Here is a 19,645-nt window from a genome sequence, read left to right as displayed (position 1 = left end):
TCGACCCGAGAGAGACGGCTGTGCTCCTCATCGTGCGCCCGAAGTGCCGGTGGCGCTACCCCACGACAGCAGCGAGCAACGTCACGCGTGTGTAAACGAGAGTTGCACTAACATGACGCCATGACGACCGCCCGTACGACGACCCGCCAGCCGGCCGCCGCGCGCCGCCGTGCGCGCGAGCGGGAGATCCTCCAGGCGACCCGCGAGCTGTTCGACGAGAGCGGTGTGCGCGACGCGCAGATCGAGGACATCGCCAGGGCTGTGGGCGTGAACCGCGCGATCATCTACCGCCACTTCAGCGGCAAGGAGGAGCTGTTCGCGCTCACCCTGGTCAGCTACCTCGACGACCTCGAGACCCGGCTCGGCGACGCCGCCGCGAGCAAGCGCACGCCGGCGTCGCGCCTGGCGGCAGTCGTGGAGGCGTTCGTGGACTTCGGGCTGGAGTACCCCGCCTTCGTGGACTGCGCGCAGACGCTGATGCGCCGTCCCGGACCCGAGCTGCTCGAGGAGATCAGCGAGAGCTCACTGTTCCGGCTGGGTCGCGGCATCTCCGCCTGCCTGGTCAAGCTCAGCGAGGTGCTCGAGGCCGGCAACGCCTCGGGCGACTTCGACGTCAAGGACCCGACGCTGCTGGCCAACCACATGTACGCCAGCGGCCTCGGCGCCCTTCAGCTCGCCCGGGTCGGGATGCTGGTCAAGGAGTCCGCCCCCGGCATCCCGGCCATCTCGCCGGTCTCCCCCGACGACGTACGCCGCTACCTGGTCGCCACGGCCAAGGCGCTCGCGGCCGGCTGACGCCCCGGGTTTCCCCGGACGTCCGGGGATTCTGGGGGCTGGCAGGCAAAGTTCTGCCCGCCAGCCCGGAGTTTCCCCGGACGTCCGGGGAAACCGAGCCGCGCCGGGTTACTTCTCGAGGATCGCCGTGACGCCCTGGCCACCGGCGGCGCAGATGGAGATCAGGCCGCGGCCCGAGCCCTTCTCGTTGAGGATCTTGGCCAGGTTGGCCACGATGCGGCCGCCGGTCGCGGCGAACGGGTGGCCGGCCGCGAGCGAGGAGCCGTTGACGTTCAGCTTGGACCGGTCGATCGAGCCGAGCGGGGCGTCGAGGCCGAGGCGCTCTTTGCAGAACACCGGGTCCTCCCACGCGGCGAGCGTGGAGAGCACCTGCGAGGCGAACGCCTCGTGGATCTCGTAGTAGTCGAAGTCCTGGAGCGAGAGGCCGTTGCGCTCGAGCAGCCGCGGGACGGCGTACGCCGGAGCCATCAGCAGGCCCTCGCCGCCGTGCACGAAGTCGACCGCAGCCGTCTCGGCGTCGACGAAGTAGGCCTGCACGGGGAGACCGTGCTCCTCGGCCCACTCCTCCGAGGCCAGCAGCACCGTCGAGGCGCCGTCGGTCAGCGGCGTGGAGTTGGCGGCGGTCATGGTGGCCGCCTCGCCCTTGCCGAAGACCGGCTTGAGCTTGGCCAGCTTCTCGATCGAGGAGTCGGCGCGCAGGTTCTGGTCGCGCTCGAGCCCGTTGAAGGGAGTGATCAGGTCGTCCTGGAAGCCACGGTCGTACGACGCGGCGAGGTTGTGGTGGGAGGCCACGGCCAGCTCGTCCTGGGCCTCCCGGGTGATCTGCCACTCGAGCGCGGTCAGGGCGGCGTGCTCGCCCATCGAGAGCTTCGTGCGGGGCTCACCGTTCTGCGGGATCTCGATGCCGATGTCGGTCGGCCGGATCGCGCCCAGGGCCTTGAGCTTGCCGGCGGTGTCCTTCTGCTGGTTGACCTTGATCAGCTTCTTGCGCAGCTTCTCCGAGATCGCGATCGGGGCGTCGGAGGTGGTGTCGGAGCCACCGGCGACGCCGGCGTCGATCTGGCCGAGCGCGATCTTGTTGGCCACGTAGACCGCCGCCTGGAGGCCGGTGCCGCACGCCTGCTGGAGGTCGGTGGCCGGGGTCTCGGGGGCGAGCTTGGAGCCCAGCACCGACTCCCGGGTCAGGTTGAAGTCCCGGCTGTGCTTGAGCACCGCGCCGGCCACGACCTCGCCGAGACGCTCGCCCGCCAGGCCGAAGCGGTCCACCAGGCCGTCGATGGCAGCGGTCAGCATCTCCTGGTTGGAGGCAGAGGCGTAGACGCTGTTGGAACGGGCGAACGGGATCCGGTTGCCGCCGAGTACGGCGACGCGGCGAGTGTTGGGCTGCATCTGGGAATCTGCTCCTGCCAAGTCGGGCCAAGTCGGTTCGGTCGCTCCATCCTCCCGTCCCGCTGGGGGAAAACAAACCCGGTGAGTGCCAGATCACGAAATCTGGACGTCGAGTTACACCACTCGTTACATTCGTCGTCTACTGGCTGGTAGGGCCCTGCCCTCGACCCGGCCGTACCGTAGTTCCGAAGCAGACTCCCCAGCACACCAGAGGAACGCAGAAGCTGATGACCGACCACTACCAGTCCTTCGTCTCCAGCCCCGTCGGCCGGCTGTTCGTCAAGAACCTCGGCCTGCCCGACCCCACCAAGCTCGAGCGGTGGACCGAGGGCGCCCCGGTCGTCGACGGCACCGTCGTCACCGGCGGCAGCGGTCGGCTCGGCAAGGCCCTGACCGTCGCGCTGGACAACCTCGGGGTGAGCAACGTCGGCGTCGCGCCCGAGGGCGAGAAGTTCAAGGCCCTCGTCTTCGATGCCACCGGCATCACCCACTCCACCGACCTGATCGCGCTGCAGCAGTTCTTCACCCCGCTGATGCGCAGCCTCACCTCCAACGCTCGCGTGCTCGTGCTCGGCACCGTGCCCGAGCTGGTCGAGGACAAGGCCGAGCGCGTCGCGCAGCGCGCCCTCGAGGGCTTCACCCGCTCGCTGGGCAAGGAGATCGGCCGGGGCAGCACCGTCAACCTGGTGTACGTCGCACCAGGTGCCGAGGAGACCATCGAGTCGACCCTCTCGTTCTTCCTGTCCCCCAAGAGCGCCTACGTCTCGGGCCAGGTGGCCCGTCTCGGCGCCACCGGCACCACCGAGGCCGCTCCGGTGGCCGACCCGGCGAAGCCGCTCACCGGCAAGGTGGCCATCGTCACCGGCGCCTCGCGTGGCATCGGCGAGCAGATCGCCCGGGTGCTGCACCGCGACGGCGCGACGGTGCTCGGCATCGACGTACCCCAGGCGGCCAGCGAGCTGCAGTCGCTGATGAAGGAGCTCGACGGCGACCACCTCACCCTCGACATCACCGGCAAGGACGCGCCGCAGCGCATCGCCCAGCACGTGAAGACCAAGTTCGGCCAGGTCCACGCGGTCGTGCACAACGCCGGCATCACCCGCGACAAGAAGCTCGCCAACATGGGCGAGGACCGCTGGAGCTCGGTGATCGCGGTCAACCTGACCGCCCCCGAGCGGATCAGCCGCGAGCTCCTCGACCAGAAGCTGATCGAGGACAACGGCCGCATCGTCGGCGTCTCCTCGATCGCGGGCATCGCCGGCAACGTCGGCCAGACCAACTACGCCGCCTCCAAGGCCGGCGTGATCGGCCTGGTGGACAGCCTGGCCGACGACCTCGACGACGGCATCACGATCAACGCGGTCGCACCCGGCTTCATCATCACCCAGATGACCGCCGCGGTCCCGTTCGCGACCCGCGAGGTCGGCCAGCGGATGAACGCGATGAGCCAGGGTGGCCTGCCGGTCGACGTGGCCGAGGCAATCGCCTGGTACCTCTCCCCCGGCTCGACCGCCGTCAACGGCAACGTCGTCCGCGTCTGCGGCCAGATGATGCTAGGAGCCTGACCCCATGGCCGAGCGCACCATCGAAGGCCAGTCCAACCCGCTGCCGACCATGCTCAAGGCCACGCTGCCGGTGCTGCCCGGGGTGAACCTGATTCCGGGCATCGCCAAGAAGGGCGGCGAGCTGCCCGACCTGACGCTGCGTCGCAACGACATCGAGGTCGACACCGAGCACGTGGCGGCGTACGCCCGGGTGTGTGGGTTCGAGCCCAGCCAGACGCTGCCGTTCACCTACCCGCACATGCTGGCCTTCCCGCTCCACATGGGGATCATGACCGACGCGTCGTTCCCGTTCCCCGCCATCGGCACCGTGCACGTCGGCAACACGATCACCCAGCACCGGCGCATCTCCCCGACTGAGCGGCTGGCCGTCTCCGCCTCCGCGGTCAACCTCCGCCCGCACGCCAAGGGACGCGTCTTCGACCTCGTCACCACGGTGAGTGCTGCCGGCGAGACGGTGTGGGAGTCGACCTCGAACTACCTGCGCGTCGGCCGGGGTGACGACGAAGCGAGGCCCGAGCACGACCCGTTCGACGTCGTCGCCGGCACCGGCATCGTCTGGAAGCTCTCGGGCAGCCTCGGTCGCGAGTACGCCGCCGTCTCCGGTGACCACAACCCGATCCACCTCTACCCGCTGAGCGCCAAGGCCTTCGGGTTCAAGCGCCAGATCGCCCACGGCATGTGGAGCAAGGCCCGCTGCGTCGCTGCCTTTGCCAACCGGCTCGGCGACGAGGCGACGGTCGAGGTCGAGTTCAAGAAGCCGATCTTCCTGCCGGGCTCGGTCGCGTTCGGCTCGCGCGTGGTCGACGGCGGCCTCGACTTCTCCCTGACCAACCCCGGCAACGGGGCCCCGCACCTGGTCGGGCGCGCCCGCACCGACTGACGCTCACTCCCCGGGGTGCACCCGGATGAGCCCCTCCTGGGCCACGCTCGCCACCAATCGGCCGTCCTGGCTGAACACCCGCGCGATGGCGAGCCCACGCCCGCCCGAGGCGGATGGGGTGACCTGGTCGTAGAGCCACCACTCGTCGGCCCGGAACGGCCGGTGGAACCAGATGCTGTGGTCGAGCGAGGCCGCCTGCATGCCGGGTGAGCCGATGTAGCGACCGTGCGGCACGAGCGTGGCGCCGAGCAACGTCATGTCGCTGGAGTAGGTGAAGGCCGCGAGGTGCGAGAGCCGGTCCTCGGGCAGGGTGCCGTTGACCTTGATCCACAGCCGCGCGCGGCCCGCGACTGCGTCGTCGACGATGCCGCCGCCCGATCCGGAGTGACCGGCGTGCCGGACCTCGAGCGCAGCCCACTCGCGCTCCCACTCCTCGGTGTCCCGACCCGAGTTGGGGCTGGCCTCGGCCAGGCTCGGGCAGTCCTCCGGCGCGGGTACGTCGGGCATCGGGTCCTGGTGGTCGAGCCCGGGCTCGGGGACCTGGAAGTTCAGGGTCATCGCGAAGATCGGCCGGCCGTGCTGGCGCGCGATCACGCGACGGGTGGCGAAGCTGCGACCCTCACGGACCCCTTCCACGTCGTACACGATCGGGACGGCGGTGTCGCCCGGCCGCAGGAAGTAGGAGTGCAGCGAGTGCACCTGGTAGCCGTCGGGCACCGTGTGGTTCGCCGCCGCCAGGGCCTGGGCAGCCACCTGACCCCCGAACACCCGCTGGAGCAGGGTGGCCGGCTGGCGTCCGCGGAACAGGTTGTCCTCGATGACCTCGAGGTCGAGCAGCGCCATCAGCTCGTCGACGGAGGCGGGCATCAGGCCGTGCCTCCAGGTCCTCGTCCGTCGCGAGCGTCGTCCCGCGGAGTGCCTCGCAAGGCGGAGGAGGAAGGCGATGTGGGTCTATCGATGACTGACGACAACGAAGCGGGGTGCCCGCGGGGCGGCGCGTAGCAGGACATGGGACCTGGAGTCACGGCCTGTTAGTCCTCCGGCTCTTCGAGGCGGGCGAGGAACTGCTCGAACTGGGCGCCGATCTCCTCACCGCTGGGCAGGGGTTCGTCGTCGGCGAGCAGGTTGGCCGCCTGGCTGTGGTAGGCGTCGTACTGCTGCTCGAGGCCGGTGACCACGTCACGGACGTCGTCGGAGTCGGCGATCTGGGTGGCGATCTCGACCTGGCGCGACTCGCCGGCCTCCTTGAGCGAGTCGAGGTCCCACTGGAGCCCGGTGACGTCCTCGAGCCCCTCCAGCAGGGCGACCGCGGCCTGCGGGTAGTCGAACTGCGCGACGTAGTGCGGGATGTGCGCCACGAACCCCATCGCGTCGTGACCCCACTCCCCCAGCCGCAGCTCGACCAGTGACTGCGCGCTCGCGGGCACCCGGATCTCGCCGCGCCACACGTTCTCCTGCACCAGCAGGCGGTGGGCGGTGGCGTGGTTGGTCAGCTGCACCGGCCGCGTGTGCGGCACAGCCATCGGCACCGACCCCATCGAGACCACGAGGCGTACGTCGAAGTGCTGCACGACGGCGCGAACCGCCTTCGCGAACGCCTCCCACCGGATGTCGGGCTCGGGCCCGCTCAGCAACAGGTACGGCGAACCGAGGCGGTCCTCCATCAGCCGCACCACCAGCCGTGGGGCCTCGTAGTCGGCGTAGTGGTCCTCGACGAACGTCAGCGGCGGCCGTCGCGCGCGGTAGTCGTAGAACTCGTCGACCTCGAAGCTCGCCACCACGCGGCCGCTGGTCTCACCGATGAGGTGGGTGCTGGCGAGCGCGGAGGCGTTGCCCGCGTCGAGGAACCCGTCGAGAGCGGTCACCAGCACCGGACCCTCGGCGCGCCCGGACAGCTCCGGGACGTCGTCGACGATGTGCACGAACCGTGCGTCGGTCACTGGGGCTCCTCCGTGGTGGGTGCGGGCGTTGTCTCCACACTAGTCACGCCAACAGCGGGGCCGTCCACGGTATGCCCGGGCGAGTCCGTCGGTCCCGAGCGGCACAATCGGCGGATGACCGCGTCCGACGCCGAGCTGGTGAGCTCGATCCGTGGCGCCCTCGCCGATGCCGCCGACCCGGCCAAGGCGGCGCCGATGCAGGCCTACATGAAGTCAGGGATGCCCTACCGCGGCATCCCGAGCCCGCAGCTCAAGGCGGTGCTCCGGCCACTGCTCGCCGACCATCCGCTCGACGAGGAGACCTGGCTGGCCACCGTGCTGGCGCTGTGGGACGAGGCCCGCTTCCGCGAGGAGCGCTACGCCGCCCTGGCGCTGGTCCGGCACCCACTGCACCGTGAGCACCGTCAGCCACACACGATGTCGCTCTACGAGCACCTCATCAGGACCGGGGCCTGGTGGGACCTCGTGGACGAGGTCTCCACCCACCTGGTCCGCGAGCTGCTGCTGGCCCAGCCTGGCGAGGTCAGGCCGGTCATCCAGGAGTGGGCGGTGGCCGACGACCTGTGGGTACGCCGCAGCGCGATCATCTGCCAGGTCGGGGCAGGGGACGCCCTCGACCAGTCACTGTTGGCCGAGGCCATCGAGGCCAACCTCGACGGCTCGACCAGGACCACACCCGCCCTGTCGCCGTACGGCCGGGAGTTCTTCATCCGCAAGGCGATCGGCTGGGCCCTGCGCGACCACGCCCGTGTCGATCCCGACTGGGTGAGCGCCCTCGTCGAGCACCACCACGACGAGCTCGCCGGGCTGTCGCGGCGCGAGGCGCTCAAGCACGTCCAGACAGCTCAGCCGTAGATGTTGCGGATCCGCGCCGCTGCCCGCCGCGCGAGCTCGTGGCTGTCGAAGCCGAGCACCTGGTCGAGGACGCGGTCCTGGTCGACGTCCGCGGTCCCCTGGCCACCGTTGTGCATGGCGTCGATCAGCTCCCACAGGCGGGCCTCGCCGAAGGTGTCGGCGATGTAGTCGAAGGCCATCCAGCTGAGCGCGTAGTGCCACTCCTGGTCACTGTCGTTGAAGCCCTTCGACACCGGCATGGTCGCGTCGACGGTGCGGGCACGTTGGAGCGCGGAGGTCGGGATGATCCGCTCGCGCAGCGGCACCTCGCGGGCGCCGAGGTACTCCGCGATCCCTTCCGAGACCCACGTCGGCGCACCGTCGTCGCGCACCCCGATGGCGACGTGGCTCAGCTCGTGGCGGGTGATCCGGCCCAGGAACGGCTGACCCGCACGCACCGAGCTGGGCATCAGCAGCATCCGGGTGGAGGCCACCTGCGAGCGCTCGCCATCGGCGTACGTCGGGAACGTCATCGCCCCGAGGTGGTCGATCGCCCCACCGGGCACGTCGCGGAAGGACTTGAGCACACGCGGGTCCTCCACGCTGTAGACCACGACCCTGCCCGACCAGCTGAACGGGAGGGCCCGGTCGAGCTGGTCGATGCCGTCACGCACGGCCGCCATCACCGTTGCCGCCGAGCCGCTGGTCTCACGATCGAAGATGCCGAGCACCCCGGGCTCCTCGCGCACGTTGATCGCGGTCAGGTCCCACGGCGCCGGGTTGCCCCGGAACAGCTGCTTGCCGGTGGCCGTGCGATCGGCGACGAGCGTGGCGCGCCCGTCCTTGAAGGAGAACGCGAACCCGACCGTGCGCTGGACGGGCACGGCGTCGAAGTCGCGGAGCTGCATGGTCAGCTGCACCTGCGGGACGTGTACGTCCTGCCCCCAGCTCGGAGCCGGCTTCACGCCGTCCCACTGCCCCGAGGTCACCTGGTAGCTGAACCGGGCGAGAGGCAGCTGGACGAGGTTGCGGAAGTACCGGCGCTGCCGGGCCATCAGCGCGGCGTCCTTGTGGTCGACCCTGCGCAGGAACAGGCCGAGGTCGTGGTCGCGGACGGCCCGCGCCCGCTGGGCGAGGATGCGCTGCTCCTGCGCCTGCGCATCGGCAGAGCTGATCCGGCTGCTGCCGACCGGTTGGTCGGCCTGGTCGTCGCCCCCGCCGCAGCCGGCCAGAGTGACCAGGAGTGCGAGGACGGCCGCGACCGCGGCCGACCGCAAGCGGCCGGGCCGAGGGATGTCAGTCCAGGCGGCCGCGGTCAACCGGGGACGCGACCGGGATGTCGCCCTCGGCTCCGGGATGGCCGTCGCCGCGGTCGAGGGCGGTGACGTCCTCGACGATGCCGCGCGCGAGCGCCTGGGCAGTGAGCCCGATGCGCTCGAGGATCGCATCCCGCTTGGCATGGTCGAGAAACTCCTGGGGAATTCCGTGCTGGCGGAAGGGGGTCTCCACCCGCTCGTCATTGAGCAGCTGCAGCAAGGTCGAGCCGCAGCCACCGACCCTGCCGTTGTCTTCAACGCAGACGACCAGCCGATGGTCACGGGCCAGGTCCACCACGGCGGGATCCCAGGGCTTCACCCAGCGCGGGTCGACCACGGTGACGCCGATGCCCTGGTCGGCCAGGCGCTGCGCCACCTCCACGCTCACAGCGGCCATCGAACCGATGCCGAGGATCAGCACGTCGCGGGCGCCGTCACGCACGAGCACGTCCATGCTGCCCGCCTTGCCGACCGGCTCCATGTCGGCCGCCGGTGGCCCCTTCGGGATGCGCAGCACCGTCGGGGCGTCGTCGACGGTGACGGCCTCACGGAGCAGCTCGGCCACGCGGGCGCCGTCGCGGGGGGCAGCGAGCCGCAGGCCGGGGACGACCTGGAGGATCGACATGTCCCACATGCCGTTGTGACTGGCCCCGTCGTCGCCGGTGACACCGGCGCGGTCGAGGACGAAGGTGACGCCACACCTGTGCAGCGCGACGTCCATCAGCACCTGGTCGAAGGCCCGGTTGAGGAAGGTCGCGTAGATCGCCACCACGGGGTGCAGGCCACCCATCGCGAGGCCCGCGGCACTGGTGGCGGCGTGCTGCTCGGCGATGCCGACGTCGAAGGTGCGCTCGGGGTACGCCGCCGCGAAGCGATCGAGGCCGACCGGGTAGAGCATCGCCGCCGTGATCGCGACGATGTCCTGCCGTTCGGCCCCGAGGGCGACCATCTCCTCGGAGAAGAAGTCGGTCCAGATGCGGCCCTTCGGCGAGCCGACCCCGGTCTCCACGTCGAACGGCCCGATCTGGTGGAACTGGTCGGCCTCGTTGCGCACGGCCGGGTCGTAGCCGAAGCCCTTGTGCGTGTGCACGTGCACGATCACCGGTCCGCCGAACTTCTTGGCCTGGCTCAGCGCCTGCTCGATCGCGGGTCGGTCGTGCCCGTCGATCGGACCGACGTACTTCAGGCCGAGGTCCTCGAAGAGCCCTTGGGGCGCGAGGGCGTCCTTCATGCCCTTCTTCATCGCGTGCAGGGCGTCGTACACCGCCGGGCCGACGCCGCGGACTCCGTTGAGACGGCGCTTGACCAGGTCGAGGATCTGCTCGTAGCGCGGGCTGGTGCGCAGCGCGGTCAGGTGGTTGGCGAGTCCTCCGACCGTCGGCATGTAGGAGCGCCCGTTGTCGTTGACGACGATGACCAGCCGACGGTCGTCGCCCTCGGCGATGTTGTTCAGCGCCTCCCACGCCATCCCCCCGGTCAGGGCGCCGTCGCCGATCACGGCCACGACGTGGCGGTCCTCCCCGCGGATCGAGTAGGCCTTGGCCAGCCCGTCGGCGTAGGACAGCGACGTGGAGGCGTGTGAGTTCTCGACGACGTCGTGGTCGGACTCCGCCTGGCTCGGGTAGCCGGACAGCCCGCCCTCGCTGCGCAGGGTGTCGAACCGGCCGGCCCGACCGGTGAGCATCTTGTGCACGTAGGCCTGGTGGCCGGTGTCGAAGACGACCCGGTCGCGCGGGGACTCGAAGACCCGGTGGATGGCGACGGTCAGCTCGACGACGCCGAGGTTGGGGCCGAGGTGGCCGCCGCGCGGGGCGCAGGTGCGGATCAGCTCGTCGCGGATCTCGGAGGCCAGCTCGGTGAGCGCGCGGTCGTCGAGGTCGCGGAGGTCCTGCGGACCTGAGATGTGCTCGAGACGGCCCATCGGCGCTGCTCCTTCCCGCTCCCTTGACCGGCCCGGAGACCGGCAAAACACGAGTCTAGACGGCGACCGCCGGGAGGCTCACCACCGCCAGTGCGGCCTCCTCCAGGCTGCCCAGCCACACCTCACCCTGGTGCTCCCGGACACCGGTGACCATGTGATAGCTCCCGGCGTCCGCGTCGACGTCGTGGACGAGCCGTCCGGCGTCGTCGTAGGCCTGCACGCGGACCGTCTTCCTGGGCTTCGGCTGCAGCACCTGCGGCACCCGCGTCACGACCTTCTGCACCACCGAGGGCGCGCGGTTGCGGATCGCCTCCACCACCGGGTCGACCGGCGAGGCGATCGTGACCCAGATCAGCCCGTCGCTGCCGCGCGCGATGTTGTCGGGGTAGCCGGGCAGGTCCTCGACCAGCAGGTCGCGGGTCCCGGCCCGCTCACCGCTCAGCCACAGTCGTACGACGGTCCGGCGGGCCGTCTCGGCGACGCAGACGAAGGACTCGTCGACCGACAGCGCCACCCCGTTGGCGAAGGCAAGACCGTCGAGGTGCACCTCGACGGTGCCGTCGGCGCGGCGGCACAGCAGGCGACCGGTCTGCGTGTTCTCGACGAAGTCAGCCTTCCACTTCGCGATCGGGTAGACGGTGCTGCTGTCGGAGAACCAGATGTCGCCGTTGGACGCCACCGCGGCGTTGTTGCAGAAGACCATCCGGTGCCCGTCGACCTCCGTCACCAGCCGCTCGACGACGCCGGTGGTGGTGCTCATCGTCAGCAGCCCGGCGTTCGCGTCGGCGATCAACAGCCGGTCGGGGCCGTAGAGCTCGATGCCGAGCGGACGACCACCGGTGCCGCCGACTCGGCGGACCGCGCCGTCCCGGGCCACCCGCCAGATGCTGCCGTCGGCGGTGCCGGTCCACGCGAAGCCCTCGTCATCGATGACGACGTCCTCGGCACCCATGGCGGGCACCTCGATCCGGCGGGTGCTCGTCTTCCTCATCGGCGGGTCCCTTCGTCGAGGCTGCGGTAGAGGTCGGAGGTCAGGAACAGCGGCAGGAAGTAGGCGCACGACTCGGCCTTGTCGAGCGCCGCCGTCTCCGCCGGGTCGACGAACACGATGGCTCGTCCCTCGCCGAGCACGATGTCGTCGTCGGTCAGGTCCACGCGCCCGGCGTACACCCGGTAGTCGCTGTGGTGGCCGTCGGAGTACTCGAACTCGGTTGCCTGCCACAGGACGAGGTCCTCGGCGGCGATCTCGATGCCCGTCTCCTCGCGGATCTCGCGACCCATGGCCTCGTCGTAGTCCTCGCCGTCCTCGACGTGCCCCCCGACCATCCCCCACTGGTTGGCCGCCCGCGGCGCGTGCTCGTCGCGGTGCTGGAGGAGCACGTGACCGCGGGCGTCGACGAGGAAAACGACGGCGATCCGGGGCATGCCGGCCAGCGTAGACACGCTCAGGGGCCTGCCCTAGAGGCGGGCCACGAACCGCCGTCCACGCAGGGCCTCCTCGACCAGGCCGGCCGAGCGGCGCACGCCGAGCAGGCGCGCCGACTCGCGCTGCCAGGTCTCGACGGCCGCCTCGACGACCAGGCCGTCGGCGACCTCCCGCAACCCGCCGCGGGCCTCGCTCAGTCCCCGGTTGACCGCCGCCTGGCAGGCCTCGACGTAGAGCACGGCGAACCGGGCCAGCACGACCGGGTGCCGGCGTACGGCGGGATAGGTGCGGTACTCGGGCGGACAGAGGTCGAGCAGCCACGCCATCGCGGTGGTCTCCCAGTCGGGAGCCCCCGGCGGCCGGACCGGTGCGGGCCATCCCGGAGGGGCCACTGGTCGATCGGACATGCCTTGAGTCTAGAGAATGTTCGAACAGGTGTTCGTACCAGTCCGTGGAAAGTAGACCACCGGTCCGGATTATGTAGACCAGTTGGGGGAATCGTGTCATGGAATGAGACATGGCTCGTTGCACCACCACTAGGCACCACTCCAAGAACCAACGACCAGCTCGAGGACTCACGATGGAGAAGCACCCCGCCACCTCCGGCCCCACCAGCGAGACCACCGAGGTCGTCCTCCGGACGGCTGTTCCGTTCCTGTCGGGCGAGAGTGCGACCGAGCACCTCGACGGCGAGTTCTCCTTCGACCCGGCCGATCCCTACGCCGTCACCATGAAGCTCGAGGCCCGGTCCGGCAGCGTCACCTGGACCTTTGCCCGTGAGCTGCTCGCCGAGGGGCTCTACCACCCCGCCGGCGACGGCGACGTCCAGGTCTGGCCCTGCCTGAGCAACACCGGCGACGCCGTCGTGATCGTCGAGCTGTGCTCCCCCGACGGGACCGCACTGCTGCAGACCGGCTCGCGCGCCGTCCAGTCGTTCGTCACCTCCATCTACGACGCCGTGCCGGACGGCACCGAGAGCGCGCACGTGAGCATCGACGCCCTGGTCGAGCAGCTGCTCGCCCACTGAGCACGACCGGCCCGACGGGCCGGAGCAAAAACCCGATCCCCGGAACTGTCGATTTCTGCGGCACCGGTTCGTCACAGTGATGTGGCGGACCCGCCACGGACATCCGCGCACAACTTCCGAGAGGACCGGCCATGACCGACACCTACATCTACCTGATCCGCGAGAGCGACTGGGACTCCGACCGCTTCCTGCCGGGCGGTGAGCCCGCCAGCCAGGAGGAGATGGCGGCCACCTTCGGCGAGCACAAGGCCTTCCAGGCCGCGGTCGCCGAGCTCGGGGCACGCATGGTCGGCGGTGAGGCGCTGCAGAGCGCCAAGCACGGCGGCGTGGTGACACCCGGCAAGGGCGAGGCCAAGGTCGACGACGCCGTCTACACCGACAGCCCGTACGCCGACTCCAGCGAGCTGATCACCGGCTTCTACGCCGTCGAGGTCGACGACGAGGCGACCGCGCGCAAGATCGCCGCCCTGGTGCCGACGGGCGGCACCATCGAGTGGCGCAAGGTCTTCCCGATCATGTGAGCCGGACGCCGGCCCCGTCCAGGCGGAGCGACCAGAGCGTTGATCGCGCTGCCCCGGTTTCCCAACACGTGTTGTGAAACCGGGGGCCGCCGGCATGGGCGAGCATGGGGTCGTGCGCCCGACCAGCCCCGAGATGAACACCGAGTTCCGGGCCGCCTGGCCGCGCATCGTGCGCGTCCTGGCGGCGTGGTCGGGCAGCCTGGACGACGCCGAGGAGTACGCCGCGGAAGCGGTGGCGCGGGCCGTGGCCCGTGACGACATCGACGACCTGGCGGCCTGGTGCGTCCGCGTCGCCAAGCGGGCCTGGATCGACGACCACCGTCGGCGCGGCACCTTCGCGCGCCTGGCACCGGAGCTGGCGTCCGAGGAAGCAGTGGCTGCCGTGGAGACCGGAGAGCTGCCCGACGAGCTCGATGACCGACTCGCCCTGCTGTTCGTCGCCTGCGACGAGGAGCTGGCACCGGGCGCACAGATGGTGCTCGCCCTGCGCGTCGTCTGCGGGCTCACCATCGCCGAGACGGCGATGCACCTCGGCGTGCAGGAGAGCGCTGCCGCGGCCCGGCTGACCCGGGCCAAGAAGGCCCTGGCGCAGGCCCGGGGCGAGTTCCAGGTGCCGGACGCGCAGGAGCGCCTGGTCCGGCTGCCGGTCGTCCTCGACTGCGTCGCCGGGATGTTCACGGTCGCGCACCGCACCGTCCTCGACCCTCGCGACCCGCTCGCCGACCTCGGTCGCCAGGCCCACTCGATCGCCGACGCACTGGTGACGGTCTTCCCGGACGACACCGAGGTGCGGGGGTTGCGAGCCGTCATCCGGCTGGGTCTCGCTCGACGGCCGGCGCGGGTGGACCAGGACGGCGTCGCCCTCACCCTCGACGAGGTGGACCGCTCCCGCTGGGACCACCAGCTGCTGAGGGCCGGTCTCGACGACGCAGCGTTCGCCGCGTCCGGGGACGGCCGGTTCGCGTTGGAGGCGGCGATCTCCGGCGTGCACAGCATCGCTCCCACCGTCGCGGAGACCGACTGGCGGCGCGTCGTACAGCTGTATCGGGCCCTCGAGCAGGTGTGGCCCTCCCCCGCCGTCGACGTGGCCAGGCTCACCGCCGAGGCCCAGGTGGCCCTGTCCGAGGGGACCGGGCTCGGTGGCATCGAGGACCAGCTCGCGACGCTTGCGGACGAGGGGCCGTCGTACGCCCGGAGGGACGCGGCCTTCGCCCTGGCCGACCTGTGCTGGCGAACCGGTCGACGCGAGGCCGCGGCTGCGCGCTACCGAGTGCTCGCGACCGAGAGCACGAACGAGGCGGTGCGCCGGTTCTGCGAGAGCCGCAGCGGGATCTAGGCGCGCATCGGGCCGCCGGGGCGGCCGTAGGACTCGGCCACGATCTCGGCCACCACCGAGAGTGCGATCTCGCCGGGTGCCTTGCCGCCCGTGTTCAGGCCGGCCGGCACGTGCAGCTTCTCGAGCCCGGCGACGCCTTCCTCCCCGAGCTCGGCGAGCACGGCCTCGGAACGTCGGCGGCTGGCCATCATTGCGACGTACGACGCCGGTGAGGCCAGGGCGTCCCGGAGCACCTGCGGGGCGTCGGGGGCGTCGTGGTCGCAGAGCACCACGGCGTCACCCTCGCGCAACGGCAGCTCGGCGATCGCGGCCCTCCCGCGGCCCTTCTCGTCCTCGGCGACCAGGACGACCTCGCGACCGGCCGTCCCGGCGATGGTCTCGATCGCCTCGGCGATCGGGTTGCGGGTCAGTACGACGACCCGCCCCTGGACCGAGTCGTCGGACCAGGGCTGCTCGCGCGTGGTGGTCATGGACCCACACTGGCACGGCTAGAAGAGGCTGCGCACCAGCAGCAGCAGCGCCGATCCCGCGCAGATGGCCAGCACGGCGTAGCGGACCAGCCGGTCGGGCAGCACCGGCTGGAGGCGCGCCCCGGCCCAGGCGCCGAGCACGAGGCACGGCGTCAGCAGCGCGACCATCGGCCACGCGTCGGTGTCGAGGTGGCCGCTGAGCCAGATGCCGACCAGGCTCATCGCGGCGCCGACCGTGAACACCACGGCGAGCGTCGAGCGGATCTGCTGCGGGGAGCGGTGCTGGTAGAGCAGCGCCACCGGCGGCCCGCCGATCGAGGTCGCCGTGCCGGCCAGGCCGGAGAGCAGCCCGGCCAGGCCGAGGGTGCTCCGGCGTACTGGCAGCTCGAGCGGCGCCAGGGAGAGCAGTACGGCGAACAGCACCATTGCGCCCACCGCGACCGCCACCGCCCGGTCGGAGAAGAGCGCGAGGAACAGGACGCCGAGCGCCACCCCCGGCACGCGGAACGGCAGCACCCAGACCAGGCCGGGCCAGTCGATCTCGGCACGGGACCGGGCCAGGGTGAAGAACGGGAGGAGCACGGCCAGCACGAGCGGCAGCTCGGGCATCAGCGACGGCGTCACCATCGTGACGACCGGTGCCGAGACCAGGTTGAGTCCCAGCCCGACCAGACCCTGCATGGTGGCGCCGAGCAGGACCACGCAGGCGAGGAGGGCGACGACTCCGATGCTGTAGCCGAGAACCACCCCGTGTCAGCCGGTCAGGAAGGAGAACCGCACCTGCCGGTCGGGGTTGTCCACGTTGAGGTCGACCAGGCAGATGCTCTGCCAGGTGCCGAGGGCCAGGGTCCCGTCGAGCACAGGGACGGTGGCGTACGGCGGGACCAGCGCCGGCATCACGTGCGACCGACCGTGACCGGGAGAGCCGTGCCGGTGCCGCCACCGGTCGTCGGCGGGGAGCAGGTCACCGAGGGCGGCGAGCAGGTCGTCGTCGGAACCCGCTCCGGTCTCGATGACCGCGATCCCGGCGGTGGCGTGGGGGACGAACAGCTGGAGCAGCCCGTCGCCCTCGCCGGCGACGAAGGCGGCGCAGTCGTCGGTGAGGTCCAGGACCACCTCGGCATCGCCGGTGCGGTAGTCGCGTGTCTCTGACTTCATCTCAGCAGCTCCTCGATCTCGGCCAGCCTCGGGTCGCGCAGCCCCGCCGCGTCGTACCGCCACCAGATGTCGGGGTACACCAGCCGTCCTGTCATCCATTCCTCGTGCGTGTCGAAGCGAACCACCTGGAAGGCCGGGGCCGGCGTCCGGGTCGTCGCCGGCGCAAAGCCGTGCCGGTCGGCGCGCTCGAAACCTCTCGCTCCGTAGTACCCCGGATCGCCCTCAAGGAAGAGCAGGGGGACGCCGGCTCGGGCAGCATCCAGGGCAGCGGCGAGCAGCCGCGACCCGACACCGGTCCCCTGTCGCTCGGGTACGACGCTCAGCGGGCTCAGCACCCACACCTCGACCAGCTCGCGACGAGCATCGACCCACGCGTGCGAGAGGCCCACGTGGCCGACGACCTCACCGCCGGCCTCGGCGACCAGGCTGCCGCGCAGCAGGTCGGAGGCGGCGAGCTCGGTCCAGAGTGCCGCGACGTGCTCGCCCTCGTCGGCGAAGGCGGCCCGGACGACCTCGGCGACGGGATCGCCCGTGCGTTCCGGGCGGACGACGAGCTCACCCGTCACGCAGGTGCTCCTCGACCCGCTCCACCTTGGCCGACAGCTGGCCGTCGTACCCCGGTCGGATGTCGGCCTTGAGGACGAGGCCCACGCGCGGGTAGCTGGCCGCCGCCACGTCGACCGCCTGCTTGACCACCGCCATCACCTCGTCCCACTCGCCCTCGATGTTGGTGAACATGGCGTTGGTCTCGTTGGACAGGCCCGAGGCACGGATGACGCGGACGATCTCGGCGACGACGTCGCTCACTCCGCCGTCCGCGTCCTCGGGGCGAGCGACACCTCCGGGATCGGGTACGGCATCGTCTGGGTTGTCCGAGAAGTCGTATCGACGACCGGTTGGGCTGATGCTGATCGCGACGAGCATGTCCCCAGCCTTCCATGGGTGAGTTGGTCCACATAGTGGGCGGGTTCACGGCACGATGTGGGGGGCAAGCAGAGCCACGAAGGAGCAGGAATGTCCCGGAGCGAGAAGCTGCAGTGCTTGCTGCTGCTCGTCCTCGTGACCATCCCGGTCTCCATCCCCAAGCTCCAGGCCACCGGCTTCGGCGGGTGGCCTGCGGTCGGGTTCTCGGTCGCCCTGTTCATCGTCGCCGGACGGGGGTGGCGCTGGTGGGCCTTCGGCCTCCAGTTCGTCCTGGTGAGCGTGGCCCTGACCTTCAGCTACGACGTCGCGCTCCCCCTCGGAGCGGCCGGGGCCCTGGCGGTCATCGTGCCCGCGCTGGTCAGCGCCCACCTGCTGCGCGCGGAAGGTGGCCGGCTCCGGCTCGACCAGGTCGACAACGTCCGCTACCACACGGTCACTGCGGCGTCCTCGCTCCTCTGCGGGCTCGGAGGAGCCGCAGCGGTGGCGGTCGGGCTGGGCCCCAGGGAGGCCCCGATCGCCGGGCTGATGTCGTTCCTGGCGGCGCTGACGGCCCAGCTCGTCGTACTCCCGCTGGTGGTGCGCACCTCGGACCGACGCGCCGCCGCGGGCCACCTCGAGCTGCCCTTCCAGCGGCTGCTCATGCTGGCCGTCACGCTGGCCGTGTTCTGGCCGAACACCCGCCTGACCATCGCCTTCGTCACCCTCCCCGTGCTGAGCTGGGCGGCGATCCGCGCCACCCGGCGGGAGGCACACATCCAGCTGTTCCTCGTGTGCGCGGCCGCCTACGCCTTCACCTTCTCCGGTCACGGCCCCCTCGCAGCGAACATCCGAGGCGTCCCCGACGACCTCACTCCGGCGCTGTTCTACCTCTACGTCGCGGCGGCCGCCTACCTCGTCGTACCGATCTCCCTCACCGTCGAGCAGCTCTTCACCATGACCGGACAGGCGACCCGCTCGGCCACCACGCTCCAGCGACTCCTCGACTCGGCCGGGGGGACGGTGATCATCGCCACCGACGGCGTCGGTCGGATCACCCACTACAACGCCGGTGCCCAGCAGCTGATCGGCTACGCGCCCGAGGAGGTGATGGGTCTCAACCCCGGCATCTTCCACACCCCGGAGGAGATCGCCCGCCACGCGACCCACTTCGGCGTACCTCCCGAGCACATCCGTGTCGTGCTGGCCATGGTCGAGGCCGGCGAGCGCCGCGACTGGGAGTTCGTCCACAAGGACGGCAGCAAGCGGATGACCTCGCTCACGCTGAGCGCTGTCACCGAGCCCGACGGCACGGTGGTCGGCTACATCGGGGCCGGGGAGGACATCACCGAACGCGTGCGCGTCCAGGACGCCCTGCTCACGGCCCTGGACCGCGAGCACGCCTCGGTGCTGCGGCTCGAGGAGGTCGACCACGTCAAGCAGGAGCTCGTCTCCAACGTCAGCCACGAGCTGCGGACGCCGATCACCAGCATCGCGGGCTACGCCGAGCTGCTCAGCGACGGGATGCTGGGCGAGCTGACGGAGGGACAGGCGGACGCCGTCGAACGGATCGAGCGGAACACCACCCGGCTGGGTCTCCTCGTCGAGGACCTGCTGACGCTGTCCAAGGCGGAGTCGGGTCAGCTCGAGTTCGTCCGGGAGCGCGTCGACCTGCGCCACGTCGTCCGCGAGGGCTACGAGCTGCTGGAGGAGCTGGTACGCCTGCGCGCCATCGACGTGAGGTTCGAGCTGCCCGACGACCCGGTGGTGATCCTGGGGGACGCGCCACAGCTCGAGCGGGTGGTGATGAACCTGCTCAGCAACGCCATCAAGTTCACCCCCGACAGCGGGCGCGTCGCCGTCACGCTGAGCCAGACGGGCGACGGCGCCTCGCTGGTCGTCTCCGACACCGGCATGGGCATCTCCGAGGAGGACCAGAAGCACCTGTTCACGCGGTTCTTCCGGTCGGCGGCGGCGACCCAGCAGGCCATCCAGGGCACCGGTCTGGGCCTGAGCATCGTGCACGCGATCGTGACCCAGCACGGTGGCGCGGTCTCGATCGACTCCGCCCCCGGCCGGGGTACGACGGTCACGGTGCTGCTGCCGAACGGCGCGGCCGAACTGCCGCACCCCTCGTGACCTACCAGAGAGCTGCTTGCGTCATACG

At 70.8% G+C, this 19,645-nt stretch carries 21 protein-coding genes; 8 read left to right on the top strand and 13 right to left on the bottom strand.

Going from position 1 to position 19,645, the window contains the following annotated elements; all coding sequences use genetic code 11:
• Positions 1-120: 120 nt before the first annotated feature.
• Positions 121-795: a TetR/AcrR family transcriptional regulator gene (locus tag H976_RS0116925; protein ID WP_027862504.1), complete on the top strand. Its 675-nt coding sequence runs from the start codon at positions 121-123 to the stop codon at positions 793-795.
• A gap of 108 nt (positions 796-903) precedes the next feature.
• Here H976_RS0116925 and H976_RS0116920 read toward each other — a convergent pair whose 3' ends face one another.
• Complete coding sequence (locus H976_RS0116920; protein ID WP_027862503.1) at positions 904-2,184, bottom strand: acetyl-CoA C-acetyltransferase; 1,281 nt, start codon at positions 2,182-2,184, stop codon at positions 904-906.
• A 227-nt stretch (positions 2,185-2,411) separates the two neighbouring features.
• On the opposite strand from H976_RS0116920, the gene H976_RS0116915 reads away from it, so the two are divergent.
• Positions 2,412-3,749, top strand: a complete 1,338-nt coding sequence (locus H976_RS0116915) for a 3-oxoacyl-ACP reductase (RefSeq protein WP_027862502.1) — start codon at positions 2,412-2,414, stop codon at positions 3,747-3,749.
• A gap of 4 nt (positions 3,750-3,753) precedes the next feature.
• Positions 3,754-4,629, top strand: a complete 876-nt coding sequence (locus H976_RS0116910) for a MaoC/PaaZ C-terminal domain-containing protein (RefSeq protein WP_196804126.1) — start codon at positions 3,754-3,756, stop codon at positions 4,627-4,629.
• A 3-nt stretch (positions 4,630-4,632) separates the two neighbouring features.
• On the opposite strand, the gene H976_RS0116905 is transcribed toward H976_RS0116910, so the two are convergent.
• Positions 4,633-5,496, bottom strand: a complete 864-nt coding sequence (locus H976_RS0116905; RefSeq protein WP_027862500.1) for an acyl-CoA thioesterase II — start codon at positions 5,494-5,496, stop codon at positions 4,633-4,635.
• Positions 5,497-5,660: 164 nt separating this feature from the next.
• Positions 5,661-6,569 carry a proteasome assembly chaperone family protein gene (locus H976_RS0116900; RefSeq protein WP_027862499.1) on the bottom strand — a complete coding sequence of 303 codons (909 nt, stop codon included), beginning with the start codon at positions 6,567-6,569 and terminating at the stop codon, positions 5,661-5,663.
• A gap of 114 nt (positions 6,570-6,683) precedes the next feature.
• Between H976_RS0116900 and H976_RS0116895 the strand changes: the two genes are divergently transcribed.
• Positions 6,684-7,424, top strand: coding sequence for a DNA alkylation repair protein (locus H976_RS0116895; RefSeq protein WP_027862498.1), 741 nt, complete (start codon positions 6,684-6,686; stop codon positions 7,422-7,424).
• Here the strand turns inward: H976_RS0116895 and H976_RS0116890 are convergent.
• Genes H976_RS0116890 through H976_RS0116870 form a run of 5 tightly spaced genes read right to left on the bottom strand, consistent with a single transcriptional unit; the run spans position 7,415 to position 12,473 of the window.
• Entirely contained in the window at positions 7,415-8,722 is a 1,308-nt protein-coding gene (locus H976_RS0116890; protein WP_155918379.1) for a hypothetical protein, read from the bottom strand. The two genes, H976_RS0116895 and H976_RS0116890, sit on opposite strands and share 10 nt — an antisense overlap.
• Positions 8,700-10,640 (bottom strand): 1-deoxy-D-xylulose-5-phosphate synthase, encoded by a 1,941-nt coding sequence (gene dxs, locus H976_RS26945; protein ID WP_081682981.1) that lies wholly within the window; start codon positions 10,638-10,640, stop codon positions 8,700-8,702. The genes H976_RS0116890 and dxs overlap by 23 nt, the downstream gene beginning before the upstream one ends.
• Positions 10,641-10,695: 55 nt before the next feature.
• Positions 10,696-11,631, bottom strand: coding sequence for an SMP-30/gluconolactonase/LRE family protein (locus tag H976_RS0116880; RefSeq protein ID WP_036226953.1), 936 nt, complete (start codon positions 11,629-11,631; stop codon positions 10,696-10,698).
• On the bottom strand, positions 11,628-12,065 hold the full coding sequence (locus H976_RS26940; protein ID WP_036226951.1) for an NUDIX domain-containing protein: 438 nt from the start codon (positions 12,063-12,065) through the stop codon (positions 11,628-11,630). The genes H976_RS0116880 and H976_RS26940 overlap by 4 nt, the downstream gene beginning before the upstream one ends.
• A 33-nt stretch (positions 12,066-12,098) precedes the next feature.
• Positions 12,099-12,473, bottom strand: coding sequence for a hypothetical protein (locus tag H976_RS0116870; protein ID WP_027862495.1), 375 nt, complete (start codon positions 12,471-12,473; stop codon positions 12,099-12,101).
• 173 nt (positions 12,474-12,646) lie between these two features.
• Between H976_RS0116870 and H976_RS0116865 the strand changes: the two genes are divergently transcribed.
• The 3 genes from H976_RS0116865 to H976_RS0116855 all read left to right on the top strand — a co-directional run bounded on the left by H976_RS0116865 (position 12,647) and on the right by H976_RS0116855 (position 14,950).
• Positions 12,647-13,093, top strand: coding sequence for an SsgA family sporulation/cell division regulator (locus H976_RS0116865; RefSeq protein ID WP_027862494.1), 447 nt, complete (start codon positions 12,647-12,649; stop codon positions 13,091-13,093).
• Positions 13,094-13,224: 131 nt separating this feature from the next.
• Positions 13,225-13,614, top strand: a complete 390-nt coding sequence (locus tag H976_RS0116860; protein WP_027862493.1) for a YciI family protein — start codon at positions 13,225-13,227, stop codon at positions 13,612-13,614.
• Between the two features lie 112 nt (positions 13,615-13,726).
• The gene (locus H976_RS0116855) at positions 13,727-14,950 is read left to right on the top strand and encodes a DUF6596 domain-containing protein (RefSeq protein WP_027862492.1); all 1,224 of its coding nucleotides are present in this window, start codon (positions 13,727-13,729) and stop codon (positions 14,948-14,950) included.
• Here the strand turns inward: H976_RS0116855 and H976_RS26935 are convergent.
• From H976_RS26935 to H976_RS26930, 5 genes are read right to left on the bottom strand one after another with little or no spacing between them, the layout of a single operon-like run.
• Positions 14,947-15,420 carry an XdhC family protein gene (locus H976_RS26935; protein ID WP_051276949.1) on the bottom strand — a complete coding sequence of 158 codons (474 nt, stop codon included), beginning with the start codon at positions 15,418-15,420 and terminating at the stop codon, positions 14,947-14,949. The genes H976_RS0116855 and H976_RS26935 overlap by 4 nt on opposite strands.
• A gap of 18 nt (positions 15,421-15,438) precedes the next feature.
• Positions 15,439-16,167, bottom strand: coding sequence for a sulfite exporter TauE/SafE family protein (locus H976_RS0116845; protein WP_027862491.1), 729 nt, complete (start codon positions 16,165-16,167; stop codon positions 15,439-15,441).
• A gap of 6 nt (positions 16,168-16,173) precedes the next feature.
• Positions 16,174-16,578, bottom strand: a complete 405-nt coding sequence (locus H976_RS0116840; protein ID WP_027862490.1) for a YjbQ family protein — start codon at positions 16,576-16,578, stop codon at positions 16,174-16,176.
• On the bottom strand, positions 16,575-17,144 hold the full coding sequence (locus H976_RS0116835; RefSeq protein ID WP_027862489.1) for a GNAT family N-acetyltransferase: 570 nt from the start codon (positions 17,142-17,144) through the stop codon (positions 16,575-16,577). Before H976_RS0116835 ends, H976_RS0116840 begins: the two co-directional genes overlap by 4 nt.
• Positions 17,134-17,502, bottom strand: coding sequence for a thiamine-binding protein (locus H976_RS26930; RefSeq protein ID WP_081682979.1), 369 nt, complete (start codon positions 17,500-17,502; stop codon positions 17,134-17,136). The genes H976_RS0116835 and H976_RS26930 overlap by 11 nt, the downstream gene beginning before the upstream one ends.
• 90 nt (positions 17,503-17,592) lie before the next feature.
• Between H976_RS26930 and H976_RS0116825 the strand changes: the two genes are divergently transcribed.
• Positions 17,593-19,617 carry an ATP-binding protein gene (locus tag H976_RS0116825; protein ID WP_027862488.1) on the top strand — a complete coding sequence of 675 codons (2,025 nt, stop codon included), beginning with the start codon at positions 17,593-17,595 and terminating at the stop codon, positions 19,615-19,617.
• The last annotated feature ends 28 nt before the right edge of the window (positions 19,618-19,645 follow it).

The organism is Marmoricola sp. URHB0036, from assembly GCF_000426045.1.
Taxonomy (GTDB): domain Bacteria; phylum Actinomycetota; class Actinomycetes; order Propionibacteriales; family Nocardioidaceae; genus Marmoricola.
Note: the sequence above shows the minus strand (reverse complement) of the source record. Positions and strands in the feature narration are given on the sequence as shown.